The organism is Microbulbifer agarilyticus (assembly GCF_020171345.1).
GTDB lineage: Bacteria > Pseudomonadota > Gammaproteobacteria > Pseudomonadales > Cellvibrionaceae > Microbulbifer > Microbulbifer agarilyticus_D.
Genome location: NZ_JAIUZM010000002.1, coordinates 89,659 through 116,609 on the forward strand (window position 1 = coordinate 89,659; position 26,951 = coordinate 116,609).

Sequence of the window (26,951 nt, forward strand, 5' to 3'; positions counted from 1 at the left end):
ATGTCAGAACAAGCGGAACTGAGCCCAGAAGATATTATTGCCCGCAGTCCGTCCGAGTCCTTTCAGGACTTGCTGAAGCGGGAAACGGTGGATGTGCCGGACGCGTTGCTGGAAAGTACTGAAACCTATCTCGGATCAGAAGATCTCTCTGTCGAGCGCTACACGTCCAAGGCTTTTTTTGACCTGGAAGTGGAAAAAGTCTGGCGTAAGACCTGGCAGATTGCATGTCGCGAAAACCGGTTGCGCAAGCCCGGAGATTATTTCGTCTACGATATCGTCAATGATTCAATATTGCTGACGCGTACGGAGTCTGGCGAGCTGAAAGCCTTTCATAACTCCTGCCTGCACCGTGGTCGGGTCCTGAAGCGCGGCGCCGGCAATAGTGACAATCTTCGCTGCCCGTATCACGGCTGGTCGTGGGATCTCGATGGTGAATTCCTCGGGGCGCCCTGCCAGTGGGACTTCCCCCATGTTACCAAGGAGAACAGTAAACTCCATGAGGTGAAAGTGGATACCTGGGGCGGGTGGGTATTCATCAATATGGATGAAGATGCGCCATCCCTCAGAGAGTATATGGAAGTACTTCCTAATCACATGGACCAGTGGAAGCACGAACAGCGTTTTGTCTCACTGCATATCGAGAAGGTGATTGCCTGTAATTGGAAAGTCGCGCTCGAAGCCTTCATTGAGTCTTATCACGCAATTGCAACGCACCCACAGCTCATGCCTTTCCAGGGTATTGATAATTCCCAATATGACATCTGGGGAGATCACGTCAGCCGGACCATCAGTGCCTATGGTGTCGTCAACCCCAGTCACGCGGATCAATTCACTGAACAGCAGTCGTTGGATGCGATGATGGAGCTGATCGGGGTGCCCGATCGCCCGCAGCTCGCGCCTGGGCAAACCGCTCGCGAGATGTACGCGGCCCTCAACCTCCCGGTTGCGAATGAGCAGGCAGGGGAAGACTTTGCCGGTCGTACCACCATGTCGGAGCTAATGGACTCCACGTTGTACCTGCTATTCCCGAACTTTGCGCCATGGGCTGGCAATGGCACCGTCATTACTTATCGTCACCGCCCGAATGGCGACGATGTTGATAGCTGCATCATGGAAATTTTCCTGTTGACCCGCTTCCCGCAAGGAACAGAATCACCGCCGGATGCACCGACATTCCGTCTTGGCATTGACCAGCCCTTCAGTGAAGCGGCCGAGGTGATGGGGGCGGGTTTTGCCAATGTGTTTAATCAGGATGGCGCCAACCTCCCGCAGGTACAGAAAGGGCTGAAAGCCTCCAAAAAGGGTGCTGTAACTCTGGGTAATTACCAGGAAGTGCGGATTCGACATTTCCATCAGACACTCGACAAGTACCTGAATGAAAAATAGCCGTGCAGGTATATATTGGGAAAGGCCTATGAACAAACTATTAGAACCTTTTTCGCTCACCGGAAAGGTTGCCTTGGTTACCGGCGCGTCGAGTGGCTTTGGTCTGCACTTTGCACAAGTGTTGGCGGACGCGGGTGCGAAAGTCGTTCTTGCGGCGCGTCGCACAGATTTACTGGAATCTGCACGTGATGCAATTGCTGACCGAGGTGGTGAGGCTATGGCGGTCACCATGGATGTCACAGATTCAGCAAGTATAAGCGCTGCTTTCGACCAGATTGAGGAACGGTTTGGCAAGGTTACGGTGGTCGTCAACAACGCGGGTATTTCGATTGCTCGGTTGCTCCTTGAAGTTTCTGACAGTGATTGGAATGACGTAGTGAACACCAATCTCAATGGTGTTGCTTATGTCACCAGGGAAGCGGCAAGTCGACTGACCGCCGCTGGCTTGGGTGGCAGTATCGTGAATATCGCCTCAATCACGGCCAATCGCCTGCAAAAAATGCTCAGCAGTTACGCCTCCGCGAAGGCCGCAGTGGTGCAGTTCACCAAGGCGGCTGCGCTGGAGCTTGCAGAACACAATATCCGAGTGAATGCCATCTGCCCTGGTTACTTCAGCACACCGTTGATCAGTGAATGGTTGAAGACGGAAGACGGACAGGCGCTGGTTAACCGTATTCCGATGCGTCGTACCGGAGAGCTTGGTGAACTCAACGGGCCGTTGCTGCTGCTGGCATCGGATGCCGGCTCTCTCATGACAGGCTCATCCATCACCGTGGATGGTGGCCATTTGCTATCGGAGCTATAGGCAAGAGCGTCGTAGTTAAATCTGGACTGACTATTTCAGCGAGGGACCATAATGATGATTAATCCCCTGACAGAAGCGCGTATTCAGCGCGACGGAAAGTACTGGGCAAATACCACCATTTCTGATGGAGCCTGGGAGAAGGCTGCCTCTAACCCTGACGATGTGGCGATCTATTTGGAAGACGAAGCGCCGATAACCTATGGTTCCGTCGCATTACAAGCCAGACGTCTGATTACCGGCCTGAGGAAGCTCGGCCTGGTGCAGGGCGATGTGATTAGCTTTCAGTTGCCAAACTGGCGCGAGTCGGTCGTGCTCGATATCGCTGCGTCTGCAATGGGGCTGATCGTAAATCCTGTGATTCCCATATATCGGGATCGTGAGCTGCGCTTTATCCTCAAAGACGCCGGGACCAAGCTCATTTTTATTCCAGAGAAGATTCGTAGCCTAGAGTTTCCCTCGATGATTGCTGCCCTGCGATCAGAGCTTCCTGATCTCAAGTATGTGGTTACGGCACGTGCGGAGGGAAGTCATGAAGGTACGCTGCGGTTTGAAGACCTGTTGGATAATTTACCCGCAGATATCAATAGCTTGCCGGATGTAGACCCGAATTCGATTAAAACGATCCTTTATACATCGGGAACCACCGGCACACCAAAAGCGGTACTGCACAGCCACAATACACTTGCGCGCATTATTCAGAATTCCGTCGACTGCTGGGACCTCAGAGAAGGCGATATCATGCTGATGCCTTCACCCGTCACACACATTACCGGTTATGGATCTGGCATGGTGTTGCCATTTATTTCTCCAGTGAAGTCGGCATTGATGGCCCGTTGGGATGCTGATGCAGCGGTCGAGTACATCCAGCGGGTTGGCGCCTCAGCCAGTGTGGGTGCGACGCCGTTCCTGGTGGAACTCTTGGCGGCAGCAAAACGCCATAAAACGGGATTGCCCACTATGCGCCTATTCGCCTGTGGCGGCGCCGCCGTGCCGCCACAGATCATCCACCGCTGCTACGAAGAATTGGATCATTGCCGTGCGTTTCGCGTGTATGGCAGTACCGAAACACCGGTCATTACCCAGGGCTTTGTTCGGGACGGTGAGCAGAACCTCGCGGCGGAAACCGACGGTATGATTTATGGGTATGACGTAAAGATTGTCGATGATAAGGGTAATGAGGTTCCGGTTGGCGTTGACGGTGAGATTACTGCCCGTGGTGCTGGCATGATGCTTGGCTATGCCGACCCGCAACAAAACCGTGAAGCCCATGATGACGAAGGTTATTTTTACACTGGCGATATCGGCATGCGCACAGCGGACAATGCCATCCTGATTACCGACCGTAAGAAGGACATCATAATTCGCGGTGGTGAGAATCTGAGTGCGAAGGAAATCGAGGACGTATTGCACGATCACCCTCAAATTAAAGAGGCTGCCGTTGTAGCGATGCCACACTACCGTCTGGGCGAAGGCGTCTGCGCCTTTGTGATTCCGGTCTCGGATGACCATAAGCTTGACCTACCTAAAATCGCTGAATTTGCTGACAAAGCCGCTTTGGCAAAACAGAAAATTCCCGAACATGTAGAGTTTGTTGAAGACTTGCCGAGAACGGCCAGTGGAAAAGTCAAGAAAGATATCTTGCGTAAGGAAATTTCCGATCTTTTTCTTGGCTGAAAGATTATTTTGAAAAGGAAGACAGTAATGGGAACCTTGACCAATAAAACGGCTGTGGTAATTGGCGCTTCAGGTGCGCAGAATTTTGGCTCAGCGATTGCACGTCGTCTCGCAGCTGAGGGCGCGAACGTTGTTGTTGCAGCCAGACGCAAGGAACCACTGGAGGCGCTTGCGAAAGAGATCGGTGGTCTGGCAGTGGCTTGCGATATCACTGATGAAGATCAAATCCAGAGCCTGTTTGACAGTGCATTGAAGGAATACGGAAACGTCGACATTGCGATAAATTCTGCGGGCATTCACGCCGCTGGGCTGATCGATGATCTCACTGCCGATCAGATTCGGCCAACCTTGGAAATTAGTTTTGTCGGCGCATTGCTGTTTTTCAAGTGGGCTGCCAAGTCGATGGCACATGGTGGTTCGGTGGTGACGATTTCCTCACTCACTGCGAGGATTCCTGGTCCGGAAATGGCTGTGTATGCAGGGGCAAGGTCCGGTATCGACTATGCGATCAAAGTTGCGGCAGTGGAATATGCTGCGAAGAAAGTTCGCTTTAATTCTATCGCGGCCGGTTTGATTGAAACAGACATGACAGCGCCCTTCTTTGGTGTAGGACCATTGATTGATGCCTTTGTGGCTGATACGCCAGCCGGTCGTATGGGTACCGTCGATGATATCGCCGAGGCAGCGTTATATCTTGCAGATGAAACGCGTTCCGGTTTTGTAAATGGGCAGTTGTTGGACCTTTCGGGTGGTCAGCAAATGGGCCATTTGCCCCGCCTATAATCGCCGGCCGCCTCAAGAGAGGCCCATTGAGGCCACGGTTGTAAACAACTCCAATAATCTAAAACGGAGGTTCGTCATGTCTAAGGATATGCAGGGTTATGAAGACGTAACGATATATGGTTTGTCAGAGGAGCGAGAGAACGAACTGCTGAAAAAGCAGATTGAGTGCAACTTCATCTGGACTAATAAGGAAGGGCACGGTCTTGGTGTAATCATGAATTACATTGCCAAGAATGGTTCCATCTGGGTCACGGCAACTAGCCAGCGACCACGGGTCAAGGCACTGCGCAGGGACCCGCGTGCATCGGTGGTTATTTCCAGCATGGGCACTGACATGGGGCCGGGCAAGACTGTTACCTATAAAGGACGGGTCAAGATCCATGATGACCAGGCAACTAAGGACTGGTTCTATCCCGCAATGGCCAAGATCATCTCGCCCTATCCTGCGCCGACAGAAGAGGCGGCGATCGCGCACCTGGATACACCCCTACGAGTCATTATTGAGTTGGTTCCAGAAAAAACCATCAAGTTTGACGGCGATAGTATTGCGAAGTCCTCTCACGAGGGGACCATCCCGGGAACGTCGGCCTGATTCTCATAACAGGAGTTTTCAGGTTCGGTAGGCGTACTTTAGGGAGGTAAAAAAACAGGCGCGTTTAGCGCCTGTTTTTTTATTCCCAAGGTCAAGGCGCGTTGCGCCTATCTACCTTTTAGCGATATTAAGGTTCGATGATCACGGGAATTTCCTCCAGCCCGCGCAGAAGAAGGTGAGGCATATATTCCAGCTTGTCAGCAGGGCAAGCGAGTCTAAAGTTACTGCTATTTTCGATGAGCTTCTCCCAGGCGACGATCATTTCCAGTTTGGATAGGTGTTGCCCGATGCAGACATGGGAACCGAATCCAAACGCCACGTGACGGTTGACGTTCTTTCTGGTTAAATCGAATTTTTGCGGATTCTCAAACATCTTTTCATCGTGATTCGACGAGAAGTACTTAAGCAGTACCATGCTGCCAGCTGGAATCGTGACATCGCCAAGGGTGTAATCCGCTTTACAGACACGCCACATGTTGGAGGTTGGTGACGCGATACGCAAGGATTCTTCCACCAGTGTCGGGATAAGCGACGGGTCATCGCGCACCATTTTTTGCTGTTCAGGATGCATACAGAGCTGGCGCATGCCTTCCGCCAAGGTAGCCGTGGTGGTTTCATTGCCCGCAACCAGGAACTGAGTGCAATGGGAGAGCTGCTCCTCAATCGTCAGCGGGCGCCCCTCATAGGTGGCATGTGCTATGAGTGTTAACAGGTCGTCCTGTGGCTTCTCTCGGCGCTCATTCAGCGCTTCAACGAACCAATCGTATTCGTCTTTGACTCCGGCGTGGGCAGCTAGCAGCGTTTCTTTGTCACCCAGCTGCGAGAAAACAGTAACGTTGTCGACCGTCCATTTGAACGCTAGGTCTCGCATCTCCAGGGGCATGCCTAGTACATGCATGATGACGGAAAGTGGAAGGGGGCGGGTAAATTTCTCGATAAAATTAAACCCCTCTCCCTTGGGGAGAGTACTGATCAATTGATCGGTAAAGTCACTAATCCAGGGGCGGTATTTGGCCAAATTCTTGGCCAGGAAGAAGTCCCTGAGCTCATCGCGATAGAGCTTATGCTTTGGGTCGTCAACCGTAAGCAGTGTCCCCTTGCCAAGGTCGTAGGTATTTGCCATCGCCGCCGCAATATCGTCATCTAGCGCGGCATCGGCACCCTGTGCGAGGGCAAAATCGTTGGTAAATATATCGGGCTTTTTGTGCGCTTCGCGTACAAGTTCGTACGTCGAGACGATATAGATACCGGAGGACGGGTCCTGATAGACCGGTGCCTTCTCACGCAAGGTTTTGTCAAAGTGATATGGACACTTGAGTGTTTCGGAGTCAAACAATGGCATCTCAGCCAAAGATTGCGGATCTTCTAGGATTGCCTCAGTCATATGCTCTTTCCTCGTTATTGTCCAAGTATGATGCGGTATAGAAAATGCAATTCGGATTGCTACGTTGCCCGATGATAGTAGCAGGGGATTTAAAATAAAAACAAGCAGTACGGTTTGTTTTGGTTTGTTTCTTGATCTGGATCAATCGGTGAGAGTAGTGCAGGTAAGTAAAAAGAGGATGCCCGTGGTGAGCACCCTCTGAAGTACCAGGCGCAGGCACCGCCCGTATATTACGATGGCGATACCGGTATCTATGGGGCGAAACTATTGCTCTGGTTGTAATGTTGCTTGGCTATTAATCGCATCTGAGGTTTTGTCCCGCATGGATCCGCCGTCAAATGAGATGGTTTTTTCCGGGACGACTTCAATAACGATGCGCTCCGGTGTGTCGAGGAATTGCACAAACAAATCCGGCGTAGGGGCGGGATTATTGGTATGCCGGGCAAAGTCGGGATAGAACCAGTCTTTAGTCTCTTGATCGGTGTGCAGTACTGCATGCCCCTTAAAGGTAATGGACTGGCTGACATCGATGTCTGTACCGGCACTGGAAATGACTACACTGCAGCGATTATCTCTTGCCAGAGCTTTCATGCGAGCCCGTTGTGCGGTGGCAGTACACCAGATACGACCATTGCGCCAGATATAACTCATGGTGACGCCCATGCCGTGCCCGGCCTTGTTGGTCCAGATAAACGTTAACTCGTTTTGTTTTCGTAGGAGCGCCTCTTCTCTATCGTTGGTTAGCCCGTACATAGTCACGTCATCATAGTTTTTCACATGGCTATCACTCATGGGGTTGTCTCTCCTGCTTTGTTGACCAATGTGTTGTTACCTGGCTGAAATACTCGGCTGTCCGCACATACCCGGTGGCTCAATGGAATCGTCGTATTTTCAGTGCAGCCTGTAATTCGTGACATATACGACTATTGCCACTGTCACAGCTAAGGCGCTCCGTTCTTTACAGCGAGATTTTCCTTTCCATTTCAATCATGTTAAAAAACAGTACAATCTGACTGTTTATCTGATAAGGTACAGATCTAACTATTCGAATGCAAGCGCCGCCTGGGTATCGATAACCGGTGTTTGTTGGTCCTGATGGCTGTAACTCTGTCAGTAAAAGTGCTTATAAATCAGCTTGTAAGGAGCCAGCGAAGGATAGACAACATTGGCCGATGTGCCTGATCGTTAACTATCAGTTGCTGTTAGTGAAAGCACGTGCAGTCGATATGCGTTTGGCGCGAAAATCAACTAGCGCGAAATTATGGATTGCCGATCTTGACGAATGTCATGGTTGTGCAACGCCTTGTCGCGATCCGATGCGCAAAAGTTATATATATGGTACAAAGTTTCAGGAAGTCTTAATAATTCAAAATAATACGAGGCTCGGTTACATCATGGGACGCGTAGATAATAAAGTAGCGATTATTACAGGTGCTGCCTCTGGCTTGGGGCTCGCATCGGCGAAGCGGCTGGCGCAAGAGGGCGCTTCGGTGATTATGGCCGATATTGACGTTGCACGCGGAGAGATTGAAGCCGCAAACATCGATGGTGCAGCGTTTGTAAAGCTAGACGTGACCAGTGAATCCGCTTGGGAGAAACTGGTCGATGACGTAGTTTCGGACTACGGATCGTTGGATATTCTTCTCAATTGCGCCGGTGTTGCCGAGTTGGCCACGATTGAGCAGACAAGCGAAGCGTTATGGCGCAAGGTCAACGCGGTGGGTACCGATGGTACCTTTTTTGGCTGTAAGCACGCCCTTCGTGTGATGAAAGCGCAGGGTCGCGGATCTATTATCAATATGTGTTCAACCGCGAGCATTCAGGGCGGGCCGGCAATTTTTGCCTATGCCACATCCAAGAGTGCGATTCGCGGAATGACTAAATCAGTTGCCTGTTTAAGCGCTCAGGCCGGTTACGGTGTTCGCTGTAACTCCATTCATCCGGGCAATATGTCCACACCTATGCTCGATACGATGTACAACATCGTTCTGGAGCACGATCCAGTAACTGCTGCGCAGATGAAAAAAAGCTGGGTTGGCGATCCGGTGGATGTAGCCAATATGGTGCTTTTTCTTTCCTCTGATGAGTCTGTATCTGTCAATGGTGCAGAAATGGTGATCGATAACACGGTGACCATCACCGAGGGTATGGTTCCCAAAATCTAACTAGGTCACAGCGGTAGCTTCTCAGGAATTAGCCAATGAATGAAACTGATTTTCTCCAGTTAGAGTCTTCGTTTCGTGCCAGTTACTACGCGTATGCCGAAGGGCTTGATCGAAAAAACTGGGAAAAAGTACGACGCTGCTTTGCCGATGAACTGTATCTTGATTATGGTCCCGCCGTTGATCCAACGGTTTCGCCAGATAAGCCCAAGAACGCGGATGAGTGGGTTAGTCGGTTGCGGCATAACATCGGTGGGTTTGATCTAACGCACCATGTGATTACCAATTTTCGGGTCGACGTGTCGGGCGAATTACCAAGCTGTAAAGCCTATATGGTCGCGGATCATATGATTTTTCCGGATGCTTCGATGCCGGTGGCAGGACCCGAAGATGTTATTACCGTGATCGGTGAGTACACCAATTCCTATCAGCGAGTTGGTGATGAGTGGAAAATCTTGAAATCCCGTCTTGAGGTATTTGGATCAAAGGGTAATTTGGATTTGTTTGCGCGTGCGATGGAGCGCGTATCCACCACAGAGGCATTTGCGGCCCCATAGTTAACCTATAGGTAAACTGTACGCGGAGCGTTGGCGCTACTCGTGGTAAGGCGACCTGAGCAAATAAGGATAATTTAGGAGTTTGGCGATGGCTACACGACCCGAGATGGATCTTTCACGTTTTCCCTATCTACAGGGTAATTATGCCCCAGTTTTGGAAGAGTCGACGTTTGATGAGGGGGAAGGCGGGCTGCGAGTGGAGGGAAAACTTCCGCAGAATATTACCGGCGCCTTCATGCGAAACGGTCCCAATGTTGCCTGGCAACCGGACCATTATGTGTATCCAGTGGATGGTGACGGCATGATCCATGCGGTCTATTTCAAGGACGGTCGTGTACATTATCGCAATCGCTGGGTGAGAACCCAGTGGTTTAAAGTCGAAGAGCAGCTGAAGCGAGCATGTTGGGGGAGTCACGGCAAGCCCTTTCCCGTGGATGAAGAGACCATTGCTGCTGGTGGCTCACCCAGCCCCATGAAAAATCCTGCAAATACCAATGTCCTCCTTCATGGTGGCAAGCTGTTCGCACTCTTTGAGGCGGGGTTTCCTCATATCATGAGCCCCGATTTGTCTGCGGCAGATGAATACAGCTATGACGGTTTGTTATCGTCGGGTGAGGGACTGACGGCACACCCAAAAATTTGCGGTAGAACCGGCGAGCTCATCTCAAATACACAGACCTTCACGCCACCGTATTTTACGGTCCAAATATTCGACAAGTCCGGCGCCCACAAACGTTCCATTCCGATACACGGTATGCACCGCCGCGCAATGGTCCACGATATGCAGATTTGTGGCGACTACATCGTCGGCTTCTTTGCTCCAGCGTTTCCGGATATCGAAGCGGCGATGAAAGGCAAAAACCCGTTCGTCTGGGAAGGTGACCGACCGACGCGGATATTTGTAGTACACCGAGATGGCGGAGAGCCACAGTGGTTCGAGGCGCCAACCTTCTTCAGCTGGCATTTCTGTAATGGTTTCCAGAGTGGGCAAAAGCTCTACATTGACTACGTGTGGATGCAGAGCATGCCCGTATCCAATGAGTTGGGGACGGGGGTCGAATCGCAAATGCGGAATATGCACAGATTGACCCTGGACCTGAAGAGTGGTGCAGTGGCGAATGAGAAAGTCGGGACCACCTATTGTGAGTTCTCGCGCGCTGATGATCGTCGTTGTGGGCAAGCCTATCGATACGGCTTTGCTGCTGCGGCTACTCAGGATTGGGGTGAGAGCCCAAATCATGGGTATAACGCAACAATTGCCTACGATATGGAAACCGGGAATTCGACACTCTGGGACTATGGTGCGGGGGCAAACGCGGGGGAGCCCGTGCACATCCCTAATCCCGACAGTGAGAGAGAAGAAGATGGTTATCTAATGACGTATGTTAATCATCCCGATGAGGGGCGCTACCTTTCCATTCTGAGTGCCGGCAATGTAGAAAGTGGGCCCATCGCAAAGGTATATATCCCCTCCAGAGTCCCGAATGGATTCCATGCAAATTGGATGAACGGCCTGACCTTAACTGGATAGCAATGATGAGGCTTCTTCTGAGTGGAGCTCTTGATTTTAGGTCGATGGAGCCTGAGGTTGACTTCACCAAGAGTCGCAAAAATAAGGGAGTAGTTTGTTATGACTGGTATTGCTAAAGGCGGATGCCTTTGTGGCGAGGTTCGCTATGAGTTTCCGCGGGAATATGTGTTGACGGCGTTGCACTGCCATTGCAAAGATTGTCAAAGAGTCAGTGGTAGTGGCAAGGCGACCATCGTTCTCGTGCCCTCCGAAGCTTTGGTTACGCATGGTAAATTGAAGAGTTATACCACTGAGGGTACTGATGGCTCCCATGTGTCAAGGGGCTTTTGCGCTACCTGTGGATCTCAGGTTCTAAGCAATGTTGAAGAGCTGGATACCGTGAAGTTCATCAAAGCGGGCTCCCTTGACGATAGCAGTTGGGTACAGGTGGGCTCCAGCTGTTGGAGTTCTTCGGCTGCGCACTGGTCTCCAGTGGATAATGAGTTGCCTGCATTCGAGAAAAACCCAGACCTGCAGTGATGCTTAGAATAAAGCAGGCCTGATCTCGAAATCAGTTTCAAGATGACCGTTGCGGAGTATGGGCTTTTGAGTATTTGAAGGCCCCTAGGCTTCATGCCCTAAGCTTTTGGGTGACGGGCCCTTCCCATGAGTCGAATTGTGCAGGTGAACAGGCCTGTTCTAATGATGTAAGATTGCACTTTCTAGCGCCCGCCCTTCATGGTGGCAGTAATATTCTTCCTTTTCCTCCATATACAGAATTAATCTCTCGTTTTGGTGCGAGAATTCAGCCTAATTTTCAACAAATAGTACCCCCTCTGTTCCGTCACACATTTATGCGTGACCCTCGACAAATTCTTGATAAAAATCAAAAGGATGGCGCAGTCATTAGTAATACTTTGATTGCACTTTCAAGAGTGAAGTGGTGTTCTTCTCCGGCTTCGACTCGCCGCTTTTTATGAAATTAAAGTAAAAAGCCGCTTGCCATGGCCCTAATTCGCTGTATAGCATAAACAGTACGTCCTGATTGTTTTGTGGTAGGGCTGGTATTGGTTGTGCTGCATAAAAATTAAACCACCGACCAATATCGAGTTGTACAAGTGCTACCGGGGTCAAGGGGCTGGCTTTCTCGCAGGGAAGGCGGCAACCCGGTGGGTAACCACTAAAGGCGATGGGAGAGATCGATGCGCACAACAAGGAAACTAAACAAGATTACCGCTGGGATGGCTTTGGCTGGCTCAGTGTCCACACTCACGGCTCTGCCACTCACGGGATATGCCCAAGAAGAGAGAGTGGCACTCGAAGAAGTCACTGTGACTGCTCGTAAGCGAGAGGAGTCAATGCAGGATATCGCTGTATCGGTTACCGGTATTTCTACCCAGCTGGAAAATGCCGCGGTAAAGAGCCTGCAAGATATCAATAATTACGCTCCAAATGTCAATTTCGACTTTGGTCCCGCAAGTGCCAATGGCGCTGCGATTTCCATCCGCGGTATTAGTCATCAGGATCCCGATAAAAGCATGGAAGCCCCTGTCGGTGTGATTGTGGATGGCGTGTTCATGGGTACCACCGCAGGCCAGCTGATGGACAGCTTCGATCTGGAGCGGGTGGAAGTTCTGCGCGGTCCTCAGGGAACCCTGTTTGGCAAGAACACGACCGGCGGTGCGGTGAATGTGATTCGTTCAAAGCCGACCAAAGAATATGGGGCGAAGCTGCAGGTAGGTGTTGGCGATTTCGGCTTACTGGAAACCAAGGCAATCGTCAATACGCCCCTCACTGACTCGGGTGGCTTAAAGCTCTCCGTCAACAAAAAGCAAAGTGATGGCTACTGGAAAAATACGACCACTGGTAAAGATACTGGCGGCCTGGACTCGCTCAAGCTGGGCGCTGCTGTCGCTTTTGATGTGAGCGATAACTTCGATGTTTTGTTCACCTTTGATCGGATTGACGATGATTCAGAGCGGGGCGCCTTCGCCAACTTCAATGCTGATGATAGCCTCACCTGTTTGGCCAGTGTCGGCGGACTCGAAATACCCGGCGTGTTCAGTTTGCCTGCGGACCCAACCAATCCTGCGTTTGCTTCCGGTTGTATGAGTGCTGATGCCGGTAGCGACGAGGACCATGTGTCAACGAATGGCCCGAATACCGGCACCATCGAGGACGATTTCCTGACATTGACTATGAACTGGGGGCTGGGTGATTGGCAGTTGACCTCGGTTACCGGCTATCAGGATCGTCAGGAAGAGTACGATTATGAGTGGGACTCGAGTCCGGTGCAGCTTCTGACGGTGACCGGCGATCATGATTATTCGCAACTTAGCCAGGAAGTGCGTATCAACGGCCAGCTCAACGAAAATGTAAATCTTACCGCCGGTGTCTACTATTTCGAGTCCGATGCATACCAGTACCAAGACAGTTTCGACATGTGGTACTACTTTGGCTTCGGTCCGGGCTTCGCCATTCCCGATGGAATGGGTGGCGAAATTCCGCTTCCTCTCCCGCTTGGGGATGTCAGTGCCTATCTGGAAAGCTTTGTCACGAGTGAGACCACCGCGCTGTTTGCCAGCATGGATTGGGCGCTGACTGACGACCTTTCGCTGAACCTGGGTGGTCGCTACACCTGGGAAGAAAAAACTTTCAAGGGTGGCCCGGGCGGCTGGGATTCGCTGACATTTGGTCAGGATTTTGTTCCGCCACAAGGCCCGGTTCGTAATCTGAAGGATGACTGGCAAGAGTTTTCTCCTCGCATCGCTCTGCAGTACAACATCTCGAACGATGTGATGGCGTTTACTTCCTATGCAAAGGGATTCAAGAGTGGGGGATTCTTTGCCCGGACACAAAACGTCGATGCGATTTCGTCGTTTGATCCTGAGTACGTCGATACATTCGAGGCGGGTCTTAAGAGCGAATGGCTGGATAACCGGGTTCGCCTCAATGCGACCGCATTTATGACTGACTACTCCGACAAACAGGAAGAAATTCTTGTTCCGGCAGGCGACCAGGTCAACACAATTGTGCGCAATGCGGGTGAGGTTGAGATTTCTGGTTTGGAGCTAGAGCTGCAGGCTGCGATTACTACCGACCTGAGCATTTACATGATGGCCGGTTTGCTCGACGCGGAGTATGAAAAGTTCTTTGCCGACGTCGATGGTGAGCTGTTTCCAGGCGAGGGTGAAATCAAGACCGACAACAGCTATCTGAAGTTGCGCAACACGCCAGACAAGACGTTCGGTGCCGGGTTTGATTACTTCCGCAATACCCCCTTGGGTGAGCTCTCGGTGAATTACAGCTACCGCTGGTCAGACGAGTACGAAACTGAGTTCTTCAATGATCCTCGTGGTCATGTAAATTCCATGGGATTACACAGTCTGAGCACCAACCTCACGATTGATGAGTCCTACAAAATCAGCCTCTATGGCCGTAACCTGACCGATGAGCGTTACGCGCGTTTGGTCAAGATCGGCACGCTTTCACAAATGGGTATGTACAATGCACCGCGTACTTACGGAGTGCAGTTTACTGCTGACTTCTAAGGCGTGATTCACTAGTGGTGAAAGGCTCCATGGGATTTTGGAGTCTTTCACCCGTCCAATCTTATTTTCCGACGCCACATTTTTTCGTGTTCCACTGAAATTTCTTGGTGGGGATTTTTTTGGTGTTGCGTTTAGTATCACCTGCACGCTTTGTTGCTGCTTGACGATCGCTAAATCGGCAGCATCGCCCTCTACTTTCTTTCCAACTGGCTGTGATTGATCACACCCGTATATTGGGTTTCCTTCAATATTTCTCGTGAAAAATGCGGTCAATCGCTGTTGCAACTGGAATTCATCTAGCGATATAGTAAACAGTACATCCTGATTGTTTTTGGGTGTGCTGTCTGGTGTTGTTTTACTTTCAGTCACGAATTTCGGTTTGTCTGGAATAGGTCCTACGCCCCGCAATTTAACGCTCCCTTGGCAGGTGTGGGTTCGTTGAATGCGCAGAATTCACAACAGTTTGACGGAGGGAAGCATGATAAAAATGAATAAAATTACAGCCGCAATGGCCGCGGTGGGATCAATTGCTGCGGTTGCTACCATTTCGCTGCCGGTATACGCGCAGGAAGAAAGGGTTGTGCTTGAAGAGGTGACGGTAACCGCGCGTAAACGTGAAGAATCCATGCAGGATGTACCTGTTTCGGTGACAGCGATCGCCGCGCAACTGGACAATGCGGCAGTCCAGAGTCTTCAGGATGTACAGGACTACGTTCCCAACGTATCGATTGACCAGATTCCGGGGAACAATGGCGCGTCCATTTCCATTCGGGGTATTAGTTTTCAGGAAACCGACAAGAGTCTGGATCCACCGGCCGGTGTGATTCTCGATGGTGTTTACCTCGGTGTTGCCGCCGGACAACTATTGCACAACTTCGACATCGAGCGCGTTGAAGTCTTACGGGGGCCACAGGGAACCCTGTTTGGCAAGAACACGATTGCCGGTGCCGTAAATGTGATCCGTACCGCTCCCACCAAAGAATGGGGAGCGCGCGTGAAAGTGGGCGCCGGTGACTGGGACAAGCGGGAGATCAGTGCCGTAGTAAATGCGCCTGTCGGTGAGAGTGGCGGTGTCAAACTCTACTCACACAAAACCGAACACGATGGTTATGTGGAAAACAATATCATCAATGAAGACTTGGGTGACGTCGACTATCAGCAGCTTGGGGCAACTCTTGCATACGATGTCACTGAGACATTCGATGTGGCGTTGACGCTCGAGCGCATTGAAGATGATTCCGAAGTGGGTGCCTGGTCTAACTTCAGTCGCACCACCGACAGTATTGCCTGCTGGTCGACGTTGGGGGGCGCTGTTCCTGGCATTCCCGTTGCCGATGTGCCATTCGGCTCCGGCTGTATGGAGTTTGACGATGAAAGTGGTGAGGGGAAAAGTTCGGTAAATGCGCCCAATACTTCTACCGTTACAAACGACTACGCGAACCTGACGATGAACTGGATGGTTGGCGATTGGCAGATGACTGCTATCACCGGGCACGTGGACCGCGAAGAAGATTTTCGCGTGGAATATGATGCGAATCGCAACCCGTTCCTACATGTTGAGGCCGCCCATCGCTATTCGCAAACGAGCCAGGAGCTCCGAATAAATGGTGATCTTAACGATAGTATGAACCTGACGGCCGGTATGTATTATTGGGAGTCCGATTACTGGCAGACACAGGAGAGCTACGATATGTGGTACTTCTTCGGTGTGGGTGACAATCCGGGTGATATCTCGCAGGACCTGACCGGCGAAGGTGACAATACCGCTTATTCATTATTTGCCAGTGTCGACTGGCAGCTGACAGACGCGTTGATGTTAAACCTCGGTGGGCGATATACCCAGGAAGAGAAGACATTCCGCGGTAGTAGCGGTGAGCTGACTTACGTACCCGCCGATATGGTAGTCGTCCCAGCCGGCCCGATTACCGCCCTGAAAGACGACTGGAATGAATTCTCTCCACGCATTGCCCTTCAATATGCACTCAATCCGGATGTTATGTTGTTTGGATCCTATGCAAAAGGCTTTAAGAGCGGTGGTTTCTTTGCGCGAACCCAAGATGTCTACGGAATGCAGTCCTATGACCCAGAATATGTCGACACTCTGGAGGTCGGTATAAAAAGCGAGTTGCTGAATAATCGCGTACGCCTGAATACGACCGCATTTGTTAGTGACTACACCGACAAGCAGGAAGATGTGATTGTTCCTGACTCAACCGGGTCCGTCAGCACTGTGGTGCGAAATGCTTCGGATGTTGATATTCAGGGACTGGAGGTTGAGTTGACGGCTGCGGTAACCGCCAACCTCAACCTGTTTATGAACCTGGGCTTGCTGGATACCGAGTACAACGAATTCTTTGCGGATATCAGTGGTGATGGGATTGCTACCGATAATTCTGGTCTCGTCATCCGCAATGCTCCGGAAAAAACACTGGGTATAGGTGCCGATTATGTCCGCGATTTGAGCTTCGGTGCATTTAGTGCAAACTACAATTATCGCTGGCGCGATGAGTACCAAACCATCTTTGGTAATGATCCTCTCGGACAGGTGAATATTACCGCGTTCCACAATCTGAGCCTCAGTCTCGATTTTGATGACAAGTATCAGGTCAGCGTCTATGGACGTAATCTCACCGATGAGCGTTATGCGCGGGTCATCCTGATTCCGCCGGTGTCGAACTTTGGTCAGTACACTCCTCCACGGCACTATGGTGTCGCATTTACCGCAAATTTCTAAGTAATACGCTCCCGCTTTGGCGGGGGCTTTTGTAGTGCTCCCGCGTTCGCGGGAGTGGCCTCGATAGTAGCAGGTAGTAAAGCAGTAAGGGCAGTAGATGCAGTTAGATTCAGGTTAAAAACACAACACAATAAAGGATGAGAGAATGATAATTAGAAATACACTACTCTTAGTGGCGATAGTGTCACTATCAATTGCCACAGGGAGCCAGGCGCAGCCTTTACCTGGCTACCAGTCTTACAATGGATTCACCAATGACGTCGGCCCGGACCTGGCAACCGTCATTGAGTACGACGCGACGAAAGCCGCATGTGATCAGTACCAATCTGATCTTGATCAGTACCTTATAGATAATGATGCGATTTTGAGCCAGCTGAGTGATGTCGAAGTCAGCATGGCTGTGCTGTCCGAGCATGAGCAGTACATCGTAGATAATTTCGTCAATGTCTATGATGAAGAGACGTTGCTCAAGTGTGGTAAGTATCAGTACTTTTACGAGACCTTTGATACCACAGGACCACCAAAATCGATGATGCATTTCATGCTGCGTAACTTCGAAGACTACTTTGGTCCGGGTTTCGAAAATTACGGTATGTATGAAGATCCAAATCCGGTGGCAGCCATTCCACCCTCTCCATACAATCCTGAAATAGGTAGTAAGCAGATGCCAGTGGGTATTGCCTCTAGCTCAGGTGACTTCGGTAGTTCTGTGCCTGTCTATGCTTTTACCTGCGCAGCTTGCCATTTTAGCAAAATGGACGATGGTAATTTTGCTGTTGGTATCGGAAACACACGCTACGACTATGCGAAAATGATTGCAGCCCAGGGTCAACTCCCGTACACATTCCTTTTCCAGGCGCCGAATTTGGTTGGGGCGACAGATGAGGTGGGGCAAGCCCTTCTTAACGCTTATGTTATTCCTGAGGTTCAGCAGGAGTTGTCCGAGCCTGTCGCTGCTGCACGAGCAACACCGGGCGCTGTGGACGAGTGGTTTGCGCTGGATGCCGAGATGAATGCCGGATCGACGGATGAGGATCGTGCATCCATCGCCTCCACTCTTGATCAGCAGCGGCAGGGCTGGGCTACCTGGTCTGGCGTAATGGATTTCCTTGTTCCGCCAATGCAAGATGATGGCCAATTCACCATTACACGAATCCTGAATTTACCTAATGTCGTTTCGGACGTGAATGTTCAGAAGCAACATGGATTTAATTATCAGGCAGGTCTTGGCTGGCATGGTGGTTCATTTGACTTAATTAATTTTGTGCGCTCATTCATTACGCTCACTCCAAGTGACATCGAAAATCCTGGATCTCGTGCGGAGTATAATTATTGGGTTAATGAATATCGTTATATGCCTATTGTGCGATATATCGAATCATTCGATGAGCCTAGCCTTCCTTTAGACCGGACGTTCGACTTGGCGGCTGCTAAGAGGGGGGAGGCCATTTTCGATCACCATTGTGCCAGCTGTCATAATGGACCGGGAGGGGAAACTAGTCGCCCTTATGACCATGCTGAGATAGATGTTGAAGACGGTCATGCCAATATCATGGACCTATTTTGGGATGATACGTTGTTTGGGGGGATCGGAGGTTGGGAAACCAACATCGATCCGATACGCGATCGTTTCCCCGCTGGCGAAACAGGTATTTATACTCGGCAGGTTAAAGCGCCCCGATTTATATCAATGTGGGACAATGAGCGATTACTTCACAATGGTTCTGTTCGCGGGCTGGATGAGCTGTTCACCTGTGTCGATGGCCGTGTTAGTGACGCTACCCAGCCTGATACTCAATTTTCTAACCAAGGGCACGAATTTGGCTGCTACTTTGCCCCAACAGATAAGTCTGATCTGAAGGCCTTTATCGAAACATTCGCGACCAGTCGCAATGTGGGTAATAGGTATAACGGCCAGTGGGACGGTGCTTGTAACACGCTGAATAACGGAAAATCCCAGATTGTGAATTTGACGTTTACCAAGGGCAAGCGCATGGATTTGCTGGTTAAGTACTACAGCGATGCAAACTGTCAGGTGTTTGATACGGATCGGGTGAAGAACCCAGGTCATGGTCTCTCCTGGGAAATGGCTGTCGGTAGTTCATTCGTCAACTCACGCGGTTATCTGTCCCATAACGTAACCTACACCAAGCCTGACGGAACTATTGCCGAAGATGTCATTGCGATTGAGGGTGATCAGCTGGCCAATGCGGAGGAGGGTGATCCAGAACCAAGAGGGTTGTTTATCCGTGAGCGCACCGACTATGCAGGACTCAATGGCCTTTGGTTGAATGATGAATGTACGGTGGAAAATACTCGGGAACTGGTTGCCATCCGAGATGGGGTTCGGGTCAATAAGACCGTCGCCTACAACGCACCGGGTTGTACCGGCGGTGTGCTTAGTATGGTAAACGACAGTGCCTGGACCTTTGAAGATCCTAAGTGGCTAAATGCCGGTGTGCGTGGGACAACATTCCCTATGCACAATATGCGCCTGAAGATGACCAATGTTAGCGATGGATCCAAGTGGACGCAGTTCATTAATGTCACTGAAACGACCTTGCATGCCATGTTTAATAACTACTTCGCGGCCAGTATTAATGGGAATGGTGAGCACTATACCCGGGTGTATAACATCAATACCGCAGAGTAGTATTCGAGCATGATACTTTGACCTGAGAAGTAGCTTTTGGGGGGCTTAATGCCCCCTGATTTTTTGAGTGATTGTTTTAATTTAATCTGATACCTTTGAAGGAAATAAATATTACTTTCTAGGTTGTTGCGCAGTCACAGCGTTTCGAAATGAGCGTGTGGTAATCGTTGTAAGCTCTGGAGGTCAATTCGAAAGACGCTGCGAATGCAGAGTTAATAGGAATGACGATGAGTGAGCAAAAACCTGTAATAGCCATTATTGGTGGGACTGGAGCACTGGGAACCGGGTTGGCGCGTCGCTGGCTACAAGCCGGTTACAAAGTCATTATCGGTTCTCGTACTGCCGAGAAGGCTGCTACCGCGGTTGATGACCTGCGGGACATCTTGCAGCAGCGGGGTGTGAGTAGCCCATCTGTCGAAGCCATGGACAATTCCGAAGCTGCCTCAAAGGGTGAGGTAGTCGTGCTTACCGTCCCGTTTAGCCATCATTCCAGTACACTAGAGCCTCTGAAGCATTCGCTACAGGGAAAAATCCTCGTTGATGTTACGGTGCCACTGGTTCCCCCGAAGGTTGCGCGTGTGCAACTCCCTGAGCAAGGCTCTGCCGGCCAGATCGCTCAGACCCTCCTTGGTGACGAAGTTCACGTTGTATCTGCCTTTCAGAACGTGCCAGCGATTCATTTGCAGGAAGGCGACGACCTTGATTGCGATGCGCTCGTTTGTGGCAATAGCAAAGAAGCGCGCGCAAAGGTCATTGAGTTGGCAAATGCGGTAGGAATGCGTGGGCTCCATGCCGGGCCAATTAATAATGCCGCCGCGGTTGAAGCAATGACGTCTGTTTTGATTTTTATCAATAAACAGTACAAGTCACATGCTGGTGTACGAGTTACGGGTGTTGAAGCCTAGTTACAAGATAGGAGTCACCGCAATGGCGCAGCGTATGGAATTGATTGCCTTACCGGATTTTCCTCTCGTGGAACCTGGCGATGACTTGGCAGCCTATATCCTGCAATCCCTCCACCGTGCAGATATTGCCCTTGTGGATGGGGATGTTCTGGTGCTGGCCCAGAAAATTTTTTCGAAGGCTGAGAACCGTTACGCCTATCTGAATCAAGTGGAAGTTAGTCCCGAAGCTTATGGATTGGCTGACAAGACTGACAAGGACCCGCGTCTGGTTCAACTTATTCTGGATGAGTCCGTTGAAGTGGTTAGACACCGTCCTGGTGCCATTATCGTAGAGCATCGTTTGGGCTACGTGCATGCCAATGCGGGCATTGATCAATCCAATATTGAATCCGACTTCTCGAATCAGCGCGTTTTGTTGCTCCCCGAAGATCCTGATCGCAGTGTAGCCGTGTTGCGGCGTGAACTCGGCAACGCTACCGGGGTAGATATTGCGGTGATTATGAATGATAGCGCGGGCAGGGCCTGGCGTAATGGCACCGTGGGGTTTGCGCTTGGCACAGCGGGTCTTCAGCCGCTTGTGGATCTTGTCGGTGAAGCGGATCTGTTCGGCCGCGCGCTGGAGACTACGACTGTAGCAGTGGCCGATGAGTTGGCTGCAGCAGCCTCGTTTTTGATGGGACAGGCCGCGGAAGCGGTGCCTGCGGTTTTGATTCGTGGGGCAAACTTGCCTCGGGCTGACATTGGTTCCGGTAGCTTGATCCGAGAGCGCAGCCAGGATTTATTTCGTTAGTCGATATTCAGGAGTATATGCAGTTGCTTCCTAAGGGTAAGAAAATTCTCGCGCTTTCGGGCGGGGTTGGCGGCGCGAAGTTGGCACTTGGGCTTCGCCATTGCTTACCGCCTCGCCAATTGACGGTGGTCACCAATACAGCGGATGATTTTGAACATCTGGGACTCAGTATTTCCCCTGACCTGGATACGGTGATGTACACCCTGGCTGGAATGAATGATCAAGAAAGAGGCTGGGGGCTTTCCGGGGAATCCTGGACGAATCTTGCTGCTCTGGAGCAGCTTGGTGGCGACACCTGGTTTCAGTTGGGTGATCGGGACTTGGCGACACATCTTATCCGTACGCAGTTACGCGCTTCTGGAAAAAATCTGGCAGAGGTGACGGCGTACTTGTGCCGAAAGCTCGGAGTAGCGGTCAAGGTTTTGCCGATGTCCAATGACCCCGTCCGGACGATAGTGCAGACCGAAAAGGGTGAAATGGGTTTTCAGCAGTACTTTGTTAGGGAGCGCTGTGAGCCAAAAGTCAGCAGTTTTCGTTTTTCCGGGGTGGAGTCGGCTGCTGCGCATCCGGAATTTCTCTCGCTGTTGCGCGACGATTCCCTCGCCGGCGTTGTCATTTGTCCATCTAACCCTTTCGTCAGTGTGGAACCCATGCTGGCTTTGGACGGCGTTCGAGACGCGCTTTCTAATTGTCACGCGCCGGTTATCGCTGTTTCCCCCATTGTCGGGGGCAAGGCGGTCAAAGGGCCCACGGCAAAAATGATGCAGGAACTCTCCATGCCAACGAATGCCACGGCCGTGGCGGAATATTACCGGGATATCCTCGACGGCTTTGTAATTGATGCGTGTGACGCGAGCGAGGCACAAGGGATAGAGGCGATGGGTATTAATACACTGGTGACGCCAACAGTGATGCAGAGCCTGCAAGATCGGATCGATCTGGCGGAGCAGGTTGCTCGATATGCCGTGCGTCTGGCGCAACCGGATCTCGTGGTTTAGGGGGGCGGCTATGTGGGCTCTGTTACCCCTGAAGAAATTTAATGCGGCCAAGCAAAGGCTGGCTAGGATACTTGCTCCGGACGAGCGCCGTGGCCTTTTTAGGGCCATGGTTTGCGATGTATTGGCTGTTTTGCAGTCGCATGAGGAAATTGATGGGGTGCTAGTGGTCGGTCAGGACTTTGCGGCGCGGGACTTGGCCAATCGGTTCGGTGCTGACTTTTTGGATGAATCTACCCTGGCAGCGAAAGGTCTCAATGGCGCAGTGCATGCCGGTGTTCAAGCCTTGGCGCTGCGTGGTATCGAAGAGGTGCTGGTGTTGCATGGTGACCTACCCCTGATAACTCATCCGGAATTGAGTCAATTACTGGACCTGCACAGGCAGCAAAACAAGTTCTCTGTGGAGAATTCACCCGAATTGAAACAACCTCGGTCCGTTACGATTGCGCCCGACAAGCTTGCCCTCGGAACTAACTGTCTGATCTGTCCGACAAATGCCGACATGACGTTTTTCTATGGCAGTAATAGCTTTTCTGCCCATACCAGATCGGCTTTTCACGCAGGTCTGCAGTTGAAAGCAATTTCCCTGCCGGGTGCCTCCTCTGATATCGATACTTCGGAAGATTTGCACGCACTATTGCGCATTGCGGGCCCAGAGCGGGCGGCGCACTCCTTTCATTATTTATGCAGTGCCGGGATTGCTGCGCGGCTACGAGGCAGCGGAGCAGAGATTGCGGCGAATTTGGATGAGCAGTATTACAGGGTGAGCGGATAACAGGAGTATCAATGACGAATTTCAATCCGGGGACGGCTTTACCCTCTGACAAGCAGGCGCTCGCTCTTGCCGACAATAACGATACCGTAGCGCTTATGGCGGCAGCGGCGAAGCTCCGTGATAGCCAGTTTCGCAATCTGGTGACCTACTCACGCAAAGTGTTTATTCCTTTGACACAGTTGTGCCGTGACGTTTGTCATTACTGTACGTTTGCTCAGACCCCAAACAAAATCGATCACCCATTTATGTCGGTGGAGGAAGTATTAGCCTCAGTGCGCGATGCCGAGGAAATGGGGTGTCGGGAGGCCCTGTTTACCCTTGGTGAGCGCCCGGAGGACCGCTATAGCGTTGCACAGCGGGCTCTGCAGGAAATGGGATTTGGGTCCACGTTGGAATACGTTGCATATGTGGCGGGGCAGGTTATCGAACATACCGGTGTGTTGCCGCATATTAATGCGGGCTGTATGAATCGGACCGAAATTGAGATGCTGCGCCCGGTCTCCGCTTCGATGGGCATTATGTTGGAGTCGGTATCCTCGCGTTTGTGTGAAAGGGGCATGCCGCATTACGGCTCTCCGGATAAACAACCTGAGCGTCGTCTGGAAACACTGCGGTTGGCGGGTGAAGCCAAGGTGCCGTTTACCACTGGTATCCTGATTGGGATTGGTGAGACTCGCCTGGAGCGGATCGAGTCACTGCTGGCGATACGCGCCCTCCACGCGCGCTATGGTCACATTCAGGAAGTCATCATTCAGAATTTCCGTGCCAAGCCGGGCACCAAAATGGCCGAGTCGCCAGAGCCCGATCTTGAAGATTTAGTGTGGACGATTGCTGTAGCCAGAATTATTTTTGGCGCAGAGATGAGTATACAGGCACCACCCAATTTGAGCCCCGGTGTACTGCCCAGGCTGATCGATGCGGGGATCAACGACTGGGGTGGTGTTTCTCCGGTTACCCCGGATTTTGTCAACCCAGAGGCGCCCTGGCCGCATGTGGAGAAACTTGCGCGGGAATCGGCACTCTCCGGTAAGTATCTCCAACAGCGCCTTACCATATACCCGGAGTATGCACTTGCCGGGAATGAATGGTTGGCTACCGCATTACAACAGCCCATTTTGAAAATGCTGGATAGCGACGGGTATCCGCGCACCGATGACTGGGTTTCTGGGCAGAGTAGCGCGGCACCCGTGACGGAAGTGGCGGTACCGAGTGAGGCGGGGAGCGATCGGTGTGTGAGCGAAGTGCTGAAGTCGATCGTGGCCAAGGCTTCTCAGGGTCAGCGGCTTTCGGAACGGGAGGTGGAGCGATTGTTCATGGCCCGGGGACCTGAGGTTCCTTTTGTTTGCGGCGCAGCCGATCGCCTGCGGCAGGCGGTGAATGGCCATACGGTTCGTTATGTGGTGAACCGGAATATCAATTACACGAATATCTGCTATTTCAAGTGTCAGTTTTGTGCCTTTTCCAAAGGAAAGCTGAGCGAGAATTTACGTGGGCTTCCCTACGACCTTTCCCTGGAGGAAATTCAGCGACGGTCTCTGGAGGCGTGGGAGCGCGGCGCGACCGAGGTGTGCATGCAAGGTGGTATTCACCCGGAATATACCGGTGAAACCTATCTGGCTATTTTGAAGGCGATTAAGTCCGTGACGCCGCACATGCATGTGCATGCATTTTCGCCATTGGAAGTTTGGCAAGGTGCAAAAACAATCAACATGCCAGTTCGGCAGTTTTTACAGGCGCTCAAGGAGGCGGGTCTCAGTAGTCTGCCTGGCACCGCTGCGGAAGTATTGGATGACGAAGTACGCAAAGTGATTTGTGCGGACAAATTGAACACCAGCGAGTGGCTTGAAGTGATTGAAACAGCCCACGAAGTGGGGCTCAGGACCACCGCCACGATTATGTTTGGTCATGTTGACCGTCCGATCCATTGGGCTCGCCACCTGTTGCGCGTGCGCGATGTTCAGTCGCGTACCGGCGGTTTTACGGAGTTCGTCCCGCTGCCGTTTGTGGCTCAGGAATCACCGATTTACCTGAAAGGCAAGGCAAGGATGGGGCCGACGTTCAGGGAAACACTACTGATGCATGCGGTTGCCCGACTGGCCTTGCACAGTTCCATCGATAATATTCAGACTTCTTGGGTAAAAATGGGCGAGGCGGGGATCGCTGCTTGCCTCAATAGTGGTGCCAATGATTTAGGGGGCACCCTGATGAACGAAACCATTACCCGCTCTGCCGGCGCGGCGCACGGACAAGAAAAGACGCCCATCTGTATGGAAGCGCTGATTCAACGAATGGGACGAGCACCGGAGCAGCGTACCACCACATACGGTGAGGTGCCCACAGAGAGGGTGCGTTCTTCGTTTGTTGCGGCGCCTCTCCGGGAAGTTGTAAATACTCCAGCAAGCACCAGAAAACGGGGTTGTGGCCCGAAGCAGGTGTTGGTTCGTTCCAGTGTGCGTGTGCAGGACGAGCTGATCGCAACCAGCTAGTTGCGCATGCCACATTGAGAAACAAAAAAAGGGCCCACAACTGTGGGCCCAAACCTGGCCTCCTGGAGGCATTCAGGGGTGCGATAAAGACTGTATGGCTACTGGCCGATCTGCGTAAGCACCTTGCACTGGTGGGTCGGCGTTCTTAACGATTCAAAGACACCGGGCAAGTCATCGAGGCTCACCACATCGGTAATCATTGGCTCGATATCAATGCGTCGCTCGGCGAGCATCGCGATAGATGTTTCAAAATCGTCTTTGGTGTAGGCAATGGCGAATTGCAGGCTGAGTTCTTTGACCAGCCCCAGAAAGGGCATGATGTTGTCAGGTTGTTCGCAGACGCCAACCGGCACGATCTTGCCACCATAGGGGGCCATTTCCATACACTGTTGCAGCAGGCCGGGCGCACCAACGCATTCAAAAATGATGTCCGGCGCCGAACCGGTCAGGTCACTAAATTGCTCGAGCAACGCCATGGCACCGGCACTTACATCCGGTTGGATAACGTGATTGGCGCCCATCTTTTTCGCCAGCTCCGCGCGGGATTCGGCAAGTTCACTGACAACCACGTCCCGCGCCCCAAAGAATTTGGCCCAAAGTGCGACCGTTAGCCCAATGGGGCCTGCACCTGTGATCAGTACGCGGTCACCGGCTTTCAGATTGGCGACACGTACTGCGTGTAGCCCGACGGCGAGCGGTTCAATCAAGGCTGCGGTTTTGAGATCCAGGCTGTCTGGGATGAGGATGGTTTCGCGCGCGCCAGCGGTTACGTATTCGGCAAAACCGCCCTGATCATTTACGCCAGATATCTTTTTTTCCTCACACTGGAAGAATTGCCCAGTGACACAGGCTGCACACTTCCCGCAACCGATAAACGGTATTGAGCAAACTCGGTCGCCAACCGCCCAGTTGCCCTCAGCCTCTTTGCCGACTTCTGCAATCTCGCCGACAAATTCGTGTCCGAGGATTTGCCCACAACAGGCAGTGGTCAAACCTTCCCGGGTAGCGTGGAGATCGGTGCCACAAACGCCACAGTAGGCGACCTTCATAACCAGTTCGCCGGGCTGGGGTGTTGGATCCTCAACGGTTTCAACACTCAGTGGCTGGCCAACCTCTTTAAACACCGCTGCTTTCATAGTGGTATCCCAATGATTTAAGTGGCTTTTATGTACGGCTGACAGCGAGATGCAAAGCGTGTTTCCTTTCATT

20 protein-coding genes are annotated in these 26,951 nt (G+C 51.6%); 17 read left to right on the top strand and 3 right to left on the bottom strand.

Annotation, left to right across the window (positions count from 1 at the left end; translation table 11 throughout):
- The 5 genes from LCM31_RS07620 (at nucleotide 1) to LCM31_RS07640 (ending at nucleotide 5,240) form a co-directional block, all read left to right on the top strand.
- Nucleotides 1-1,386 (top strand): aromatic ring-hydroxylating oxygenase subunit alpha, encoded by a 1,386-nt coding sequence (locus tag LCM31_RS07620; protein WP_224868850.1) that lies wholly within the window; start codon nucleotides 1-3, stop codon nucleotides 1,384-1,386.
- 28 nt (nucleotides 1,387-1,414) lie between these two features.
- Nucleotides 1,415-2,191 carry an SDR family NAD(P)-dependent oxidoreductase gene (locus LCM31_RS07625; RefSeq protein WP_224868852.1) on the top strand — a complete coding sequence of 259 codons (777 nt, stop codon included), beginning with the start codon at nucleotides 1,415-1,417 and terminating at the stop codon, nucleotides 2,189-2,191.
- 51 nt (nucleotides 2,192-2,242) lie between these two features.
- Nucleotides 2,243-3,865 (top strand): AMP-binding protein, encoded by a 1,623-nt coding sequence (locus LCM31_RS07630; protein ID WP_224868855.1) that lies wholly within the window; start codon nucleotides 2,243-2,245, stop codon nucleotides 3,863-3,865.
- 27 nt (nucleotides 3,866-3,892) lie between these two features.
- Nucleotides 3,893-4,648 (top strand): SDR family NAD(P)-dependent oxidoreductase, encoded by a 756-nt coding sequence (locus LCM31_RS07635; protein ID WP_224868857.1) that lies wholly within the window; start codon nucleotides 3,893-3,895, stop codon nucleotides 4,646-4,648.
- Nucleotides 4,649-4,724: 76 nt separating this feature from the next.
- Entirely contained in the window at nucleotides 4,725-5,240 is a 516-nt protein-coding gene (locus LCM31_RS07640; protein ID WP_224868859.1) for a pyridoxamine 5'-phosphate oxidase family protein, read from the top strand.
- 127 nt (nucleotides 5,241-5,367) lie between these two features.
- Here LCM31_RS07640 and LCM31_RS07645 read toward each other — a convergent pair whose 3' ends face one another.
- Together LCM31_RS07645 and LCM31_RS07650 are read right to left on the bottom strand one after the other, a co-directional pair.
- Nucleotides 5,368-6,624, bottom strand: a complete 1,257-nt coding sequence (locus tag LCM31_RS07645) for a cytochrome P450 (protein WP_224868861.1) — start codon at nucleotides 6,622-6,624, stop codon at nucleotides 5,368-5,370.
- 264 nt (nucleotides 6,625-6,888) lie between these two features.
- Entirely contained in the window at nucleotides 6,889-7,416 is a 528-nt protein-coding gene (locus tag LCM31_RS07650) for a pyridoxamine 5'-phosphate oxidase family protein (protein WP_224868863.1), read from the bottom strand.
- Between the two features lie 380 nt (nucleotides 7,417-7,796).
- On the opposite strand from LCM31_RS07650, the gene LCM31_RS07655 reads away from it, so the two are divergent.
- The 12 genes from LCM31_RS07655 to cofH all read left to right on the top strand — a co-directional run bounded on the left by LCM31_RS07655 (nucleotide 7,797) and on the right by cofH (nucleotide 25,742).
- Nucleotides 7,797-8,789: an SDR family oxidoreductase gene (locus LCM31_RS07655; RefSeq protein WP_224868865.1), complete on the top strand. Its 993-nt coding sequence runs from the start codon at nucleotides 7,797-7,799 to the stop codon at nucleotides 8,787-8,789.
- Nucleotides 8,790-8,824: 35 nt separating this feature from the next.
- Nucleotides 8,825-9,343, top strand: coding sequence for a nuclear transport factor 2 family protein (locus LCM31_RS07660; RefSeq protein WP_224868868.1), 519 nt, complete (start codon nucleotides 8,825-8,827; stop codon nucleotides 9,341-9,343).
- Nucleotides 9,344-9,431: 88 nt separating this feature from the next.
- A complete protein-coding gene (locus tag LCM31_RS07665; protein ID WP_224868871.1) occupies nucleotides 9,432-10,874 on the top strand; it encodes a carotenoid oxygenase family protein in 1,443 nt (480 codons plus the stop codon).
- Between the two features lie 99 nt (nucleotides 10,875-10,973).
- The gene (locus LCM31_RS07670) at nucleotides 10,974-11,393 is read left to right on the top strand and encodes a GFA family protein (RefSeq protein WP_224868873.1); all 420 of its coding nucleotides are present in this window, start codon (nucleotides 10,974-10,976) and stop codon (nucleotides 11,391-11,393) included.
- A gap of 818 nt (nucleotides 11,394-12,211) precedes the next feature.
- Nucleotides 12,212-14,404: a TonB-dependent receptor gene (locus LCM31_RS07675; RefSeq protein ID WP_224868875.1), complete on the top strand. Its 2,193-nt coding sequence runs from the start codon at nucleotides 12,212-12,214 to the stop codon at nucleotides 14,402-14,404.
- Nucleotides 14,405-14,891: 487 nt separating this feature from the next.
- Nucleotides 14,892-17,138 carry a TonB-dependent receptor gene (locus tag LCM31_RS07680; RefSeq protein ID WP_224868877.1) on the top strand — a complete coding sequence of 749 codons (2,247 nt, stop codon included), beginning with the start codon at nucleotides 14,892-14,894 and terminating at the stop codon, nucleotides 17,136-17,138.
- 145 nt (nucleotides 17,139-17,283) lie between these two features.
- On the top strand, nucleotides 17,284-19,791 hold the full coding sequence (locus LCM31_RS07685; protein ID WP_224868879.1) for a c-type cytochrome: 2,508 nt from the start codon (nucleotides 17,284-17,286) through the stop codon (nucleotides 19,789-19,791).
- A gap of 227 nt (nucleotides 19,792-20,018) precedes the next feature.
- Nucleotides 20,019-20,696: an NADPH-dependent F420 reductase gene (gene npdG, locus LCM31_RS07690; protein WP_077404792.1), complete on the top strand. Its 678-nt coding sequence runs from the start codon at nucleotides 20,019-20,021 to the stop codon at nucleotides 20,694-20,696.
- A gap of 22 nt (nucleotides 20,697-20,718) precedes the next feature.
- Entirely contained in the window at nucleotides 20,719-21,486 is a 768-nt protein-coding gene (gene cofE / locus LCM31_RS07695) for a coenzyme F420-0:L-glutamate ligase (protein ID WP_224868881.1), read from the top strand.
- Between the two features lie 17 nt (nucleotides 21,487-21,503).
- Nucleotides 21,504-22,484, top strand: a complete 981-nt coding sequence (cofD, locus tag LCM31_RS07700) for a 2-phospho-L-lactate transferase (protein ID WP_224868883.1) — start codon at nucleotides 21,504-21,506, stop codon at nucleotides 22,482-22,484.
- A 10-nt stretch (nucleotides 22,485-22,494) separates the two neighbouring features.
- Nucleotides 22,495-23,256, top strand: a complete 762-nt coding sequence (cofC, locus tag LCM31_RS07705; protein WP_224868885.1) for a 2-phospho-L-lactate guanylyltransferase — start codon at nucleotides 22,495-22,497, stop codon at nucleotides 23,254-23,256.
- An 11-nt stretch (nucleotides 23,257-23,267) separates the two neighbouring features.
- A complete protein-coding gene (cofH, locus tag LCM31_RS07710) occupies nucleotides 23,268-25,742 on the top strand; it encodes a 5-amino-6-(D-ribitylamino)uracil--L-tyrosine 4-hydroxyphenyl transferase CofH (protein ID WP_224868887.1) in 2,475 nt (824 codons plus the stop codon).
- Nucleotides 25,743-25,840: 98 nt separating this feature from the next.
- Here cofH and LCM31_RS07715 read toward each other — a convergent pair whose 3' ends face one another.
- Entirely contained in the window at nucleotides 25,841-26,878 is a 1,038-nt protein-coding gene (locus LCM31_RS07715) for a zinc-binding dehydrogenase (protein WP_224868889.1), read from the bottom strand.
- Nucleotides 26,879-26,951: the final 73 nt, after the last annotated feature.

Bases quoted from the DNA above. Each gene is read 5' to 3' on its own strand.
- LCM31_RS07620 (WP_224868850.1), top strand. From the start codon at position 1: ATGTCAGAACAAGCGGAACTGAGCCCAGAAGATATTATTGCCCGCAGT.
- LCM31_RS07625 (WP_224868852.1), top strand. From the start codon at position 1,415: ATGAACAAACTATTAGAACCTTTTTCGCTCACCGGAAAGGTTGCCTTG.
- LCM31_RS07630 (WP_224868855.1), top strand. From the start codon at position 2,243: ATGATGATTAATCCCCTGACAGAAGCGCGTATTCAGCGCGACGGAAAG.
- LCM31_RS07635 (WP_224868857.1), top strand. From the start codon at position 3,893: ATGGGAACCTTGACCAATAAAACGGCTGTGGTAATTGGCGCTTCAGGT.
- LCM31_RS07640 (WP_224868859.1), top strand. From the start codon at position 4,725: ATGTCTAAGGATATGCAGGGTTATGAAGACGTAACGATATATGGTTTG.
- LCM31_RS07645 (WP_224868861.1), bottom strand. From the start codon at position 6,624: ATGACTGAGGCAATCCTAGAAGATCCGCAATCTTTGGCTGAGATGCCA.
- LCM31_RS07650 (WP_224868863.1), bottom strand. From the start codon at position 7,416: ATGAGTGATAGCCATGTGAAAAACTATGATGACGTGACTATGTACGGG.
- LCM31_RS07655 (WP_224868865.1), top strand. From the start codon at position 7,797: ATGTGCCTGATCGTTAACTATCAGTTGCTGTTAGTGAAAGCACGTGCA.
- LCM31_RS07660 (WP_224868868.1), top strand. From the start codon at position 8,825: ATGAATGAAACTGATTTTCTCCAGTTAGAGTCTTCGTTTCGTGCCAGT.
- LCM31_RS07665 (WP_224868871.1), top strand. From the start codon at position 9,432: ATGGCTACACGACCCGAGATGGATCTTTCACGTTTTCCCTATCTACAG.
- LCM31_RS07670 (WP_224868873.1), top strand. From the start codon at position 10,974: ATGACTGGTATTGCTAAAGGCGGATGCCTTTGTGGCGAGGTTCGCTAT.
- LCM31_RS07675 (WP_224868875.1), top strand. From the start codon at position 12,212: ATGCAGGATATCGCTGTATCGGTTACCGGTATTTCTACCCAGCTGGAA.
- LCM31_RS07680 (WP_224868877.1), top strand. From the start codon at position 14,892: ATGAATAAAATTACAGCCGCAATGGCCGCGGTGGGATCAATTGCTGCG.
- LCM31_RS07685 (WP_224868879.1), top strand. From the start codon at position 17,284: ATGATAATTAGAAATACACTACTCTTAGTGGCGATAGTGTCACTATCA.
- npdG (WP_077404792.1), top strand. From the start codon at position 20,019: ATGAGTGAGCAAAAACCTGTAATAGCCATTATTGGTGGGACTGGAGCA.
- cofE (WP_224868881.1), top strand. From the start codon at position 20,719: ATGGCGCAGCGTATGGAATTGATTGCCTTACCGGATTTTCCTCTCGTG.
- cofD (WP_224868883.1), top strand. From the start codon at position 21,504: ATGCAGTTGCTTCCTAAGGGTAAGAAAATTCTCGCGCTTTCGGGCGGG.
- cofC (WP_224868885.1), top strand. From the start codon at position 22,495: ATGTGGGCTCTGTTACCCCTGAAGAAATTTAATGCGGCCAAGCAAAGG.
- cofH (WP_224868887.1), top strand. From the start codon at position 23,268: ATGACGAATTTCAATCCGGGGACGGCTTTACCCTCTGACAAGCAGGCG.
- LCM31_RS07715 (WP_224868889.1), bottom strand. From the start codon at position 26,878: ATGAAAGCAGCGGTGTTTAAAGAGGTTGGCCAGCCACTGAGTGTTGAA.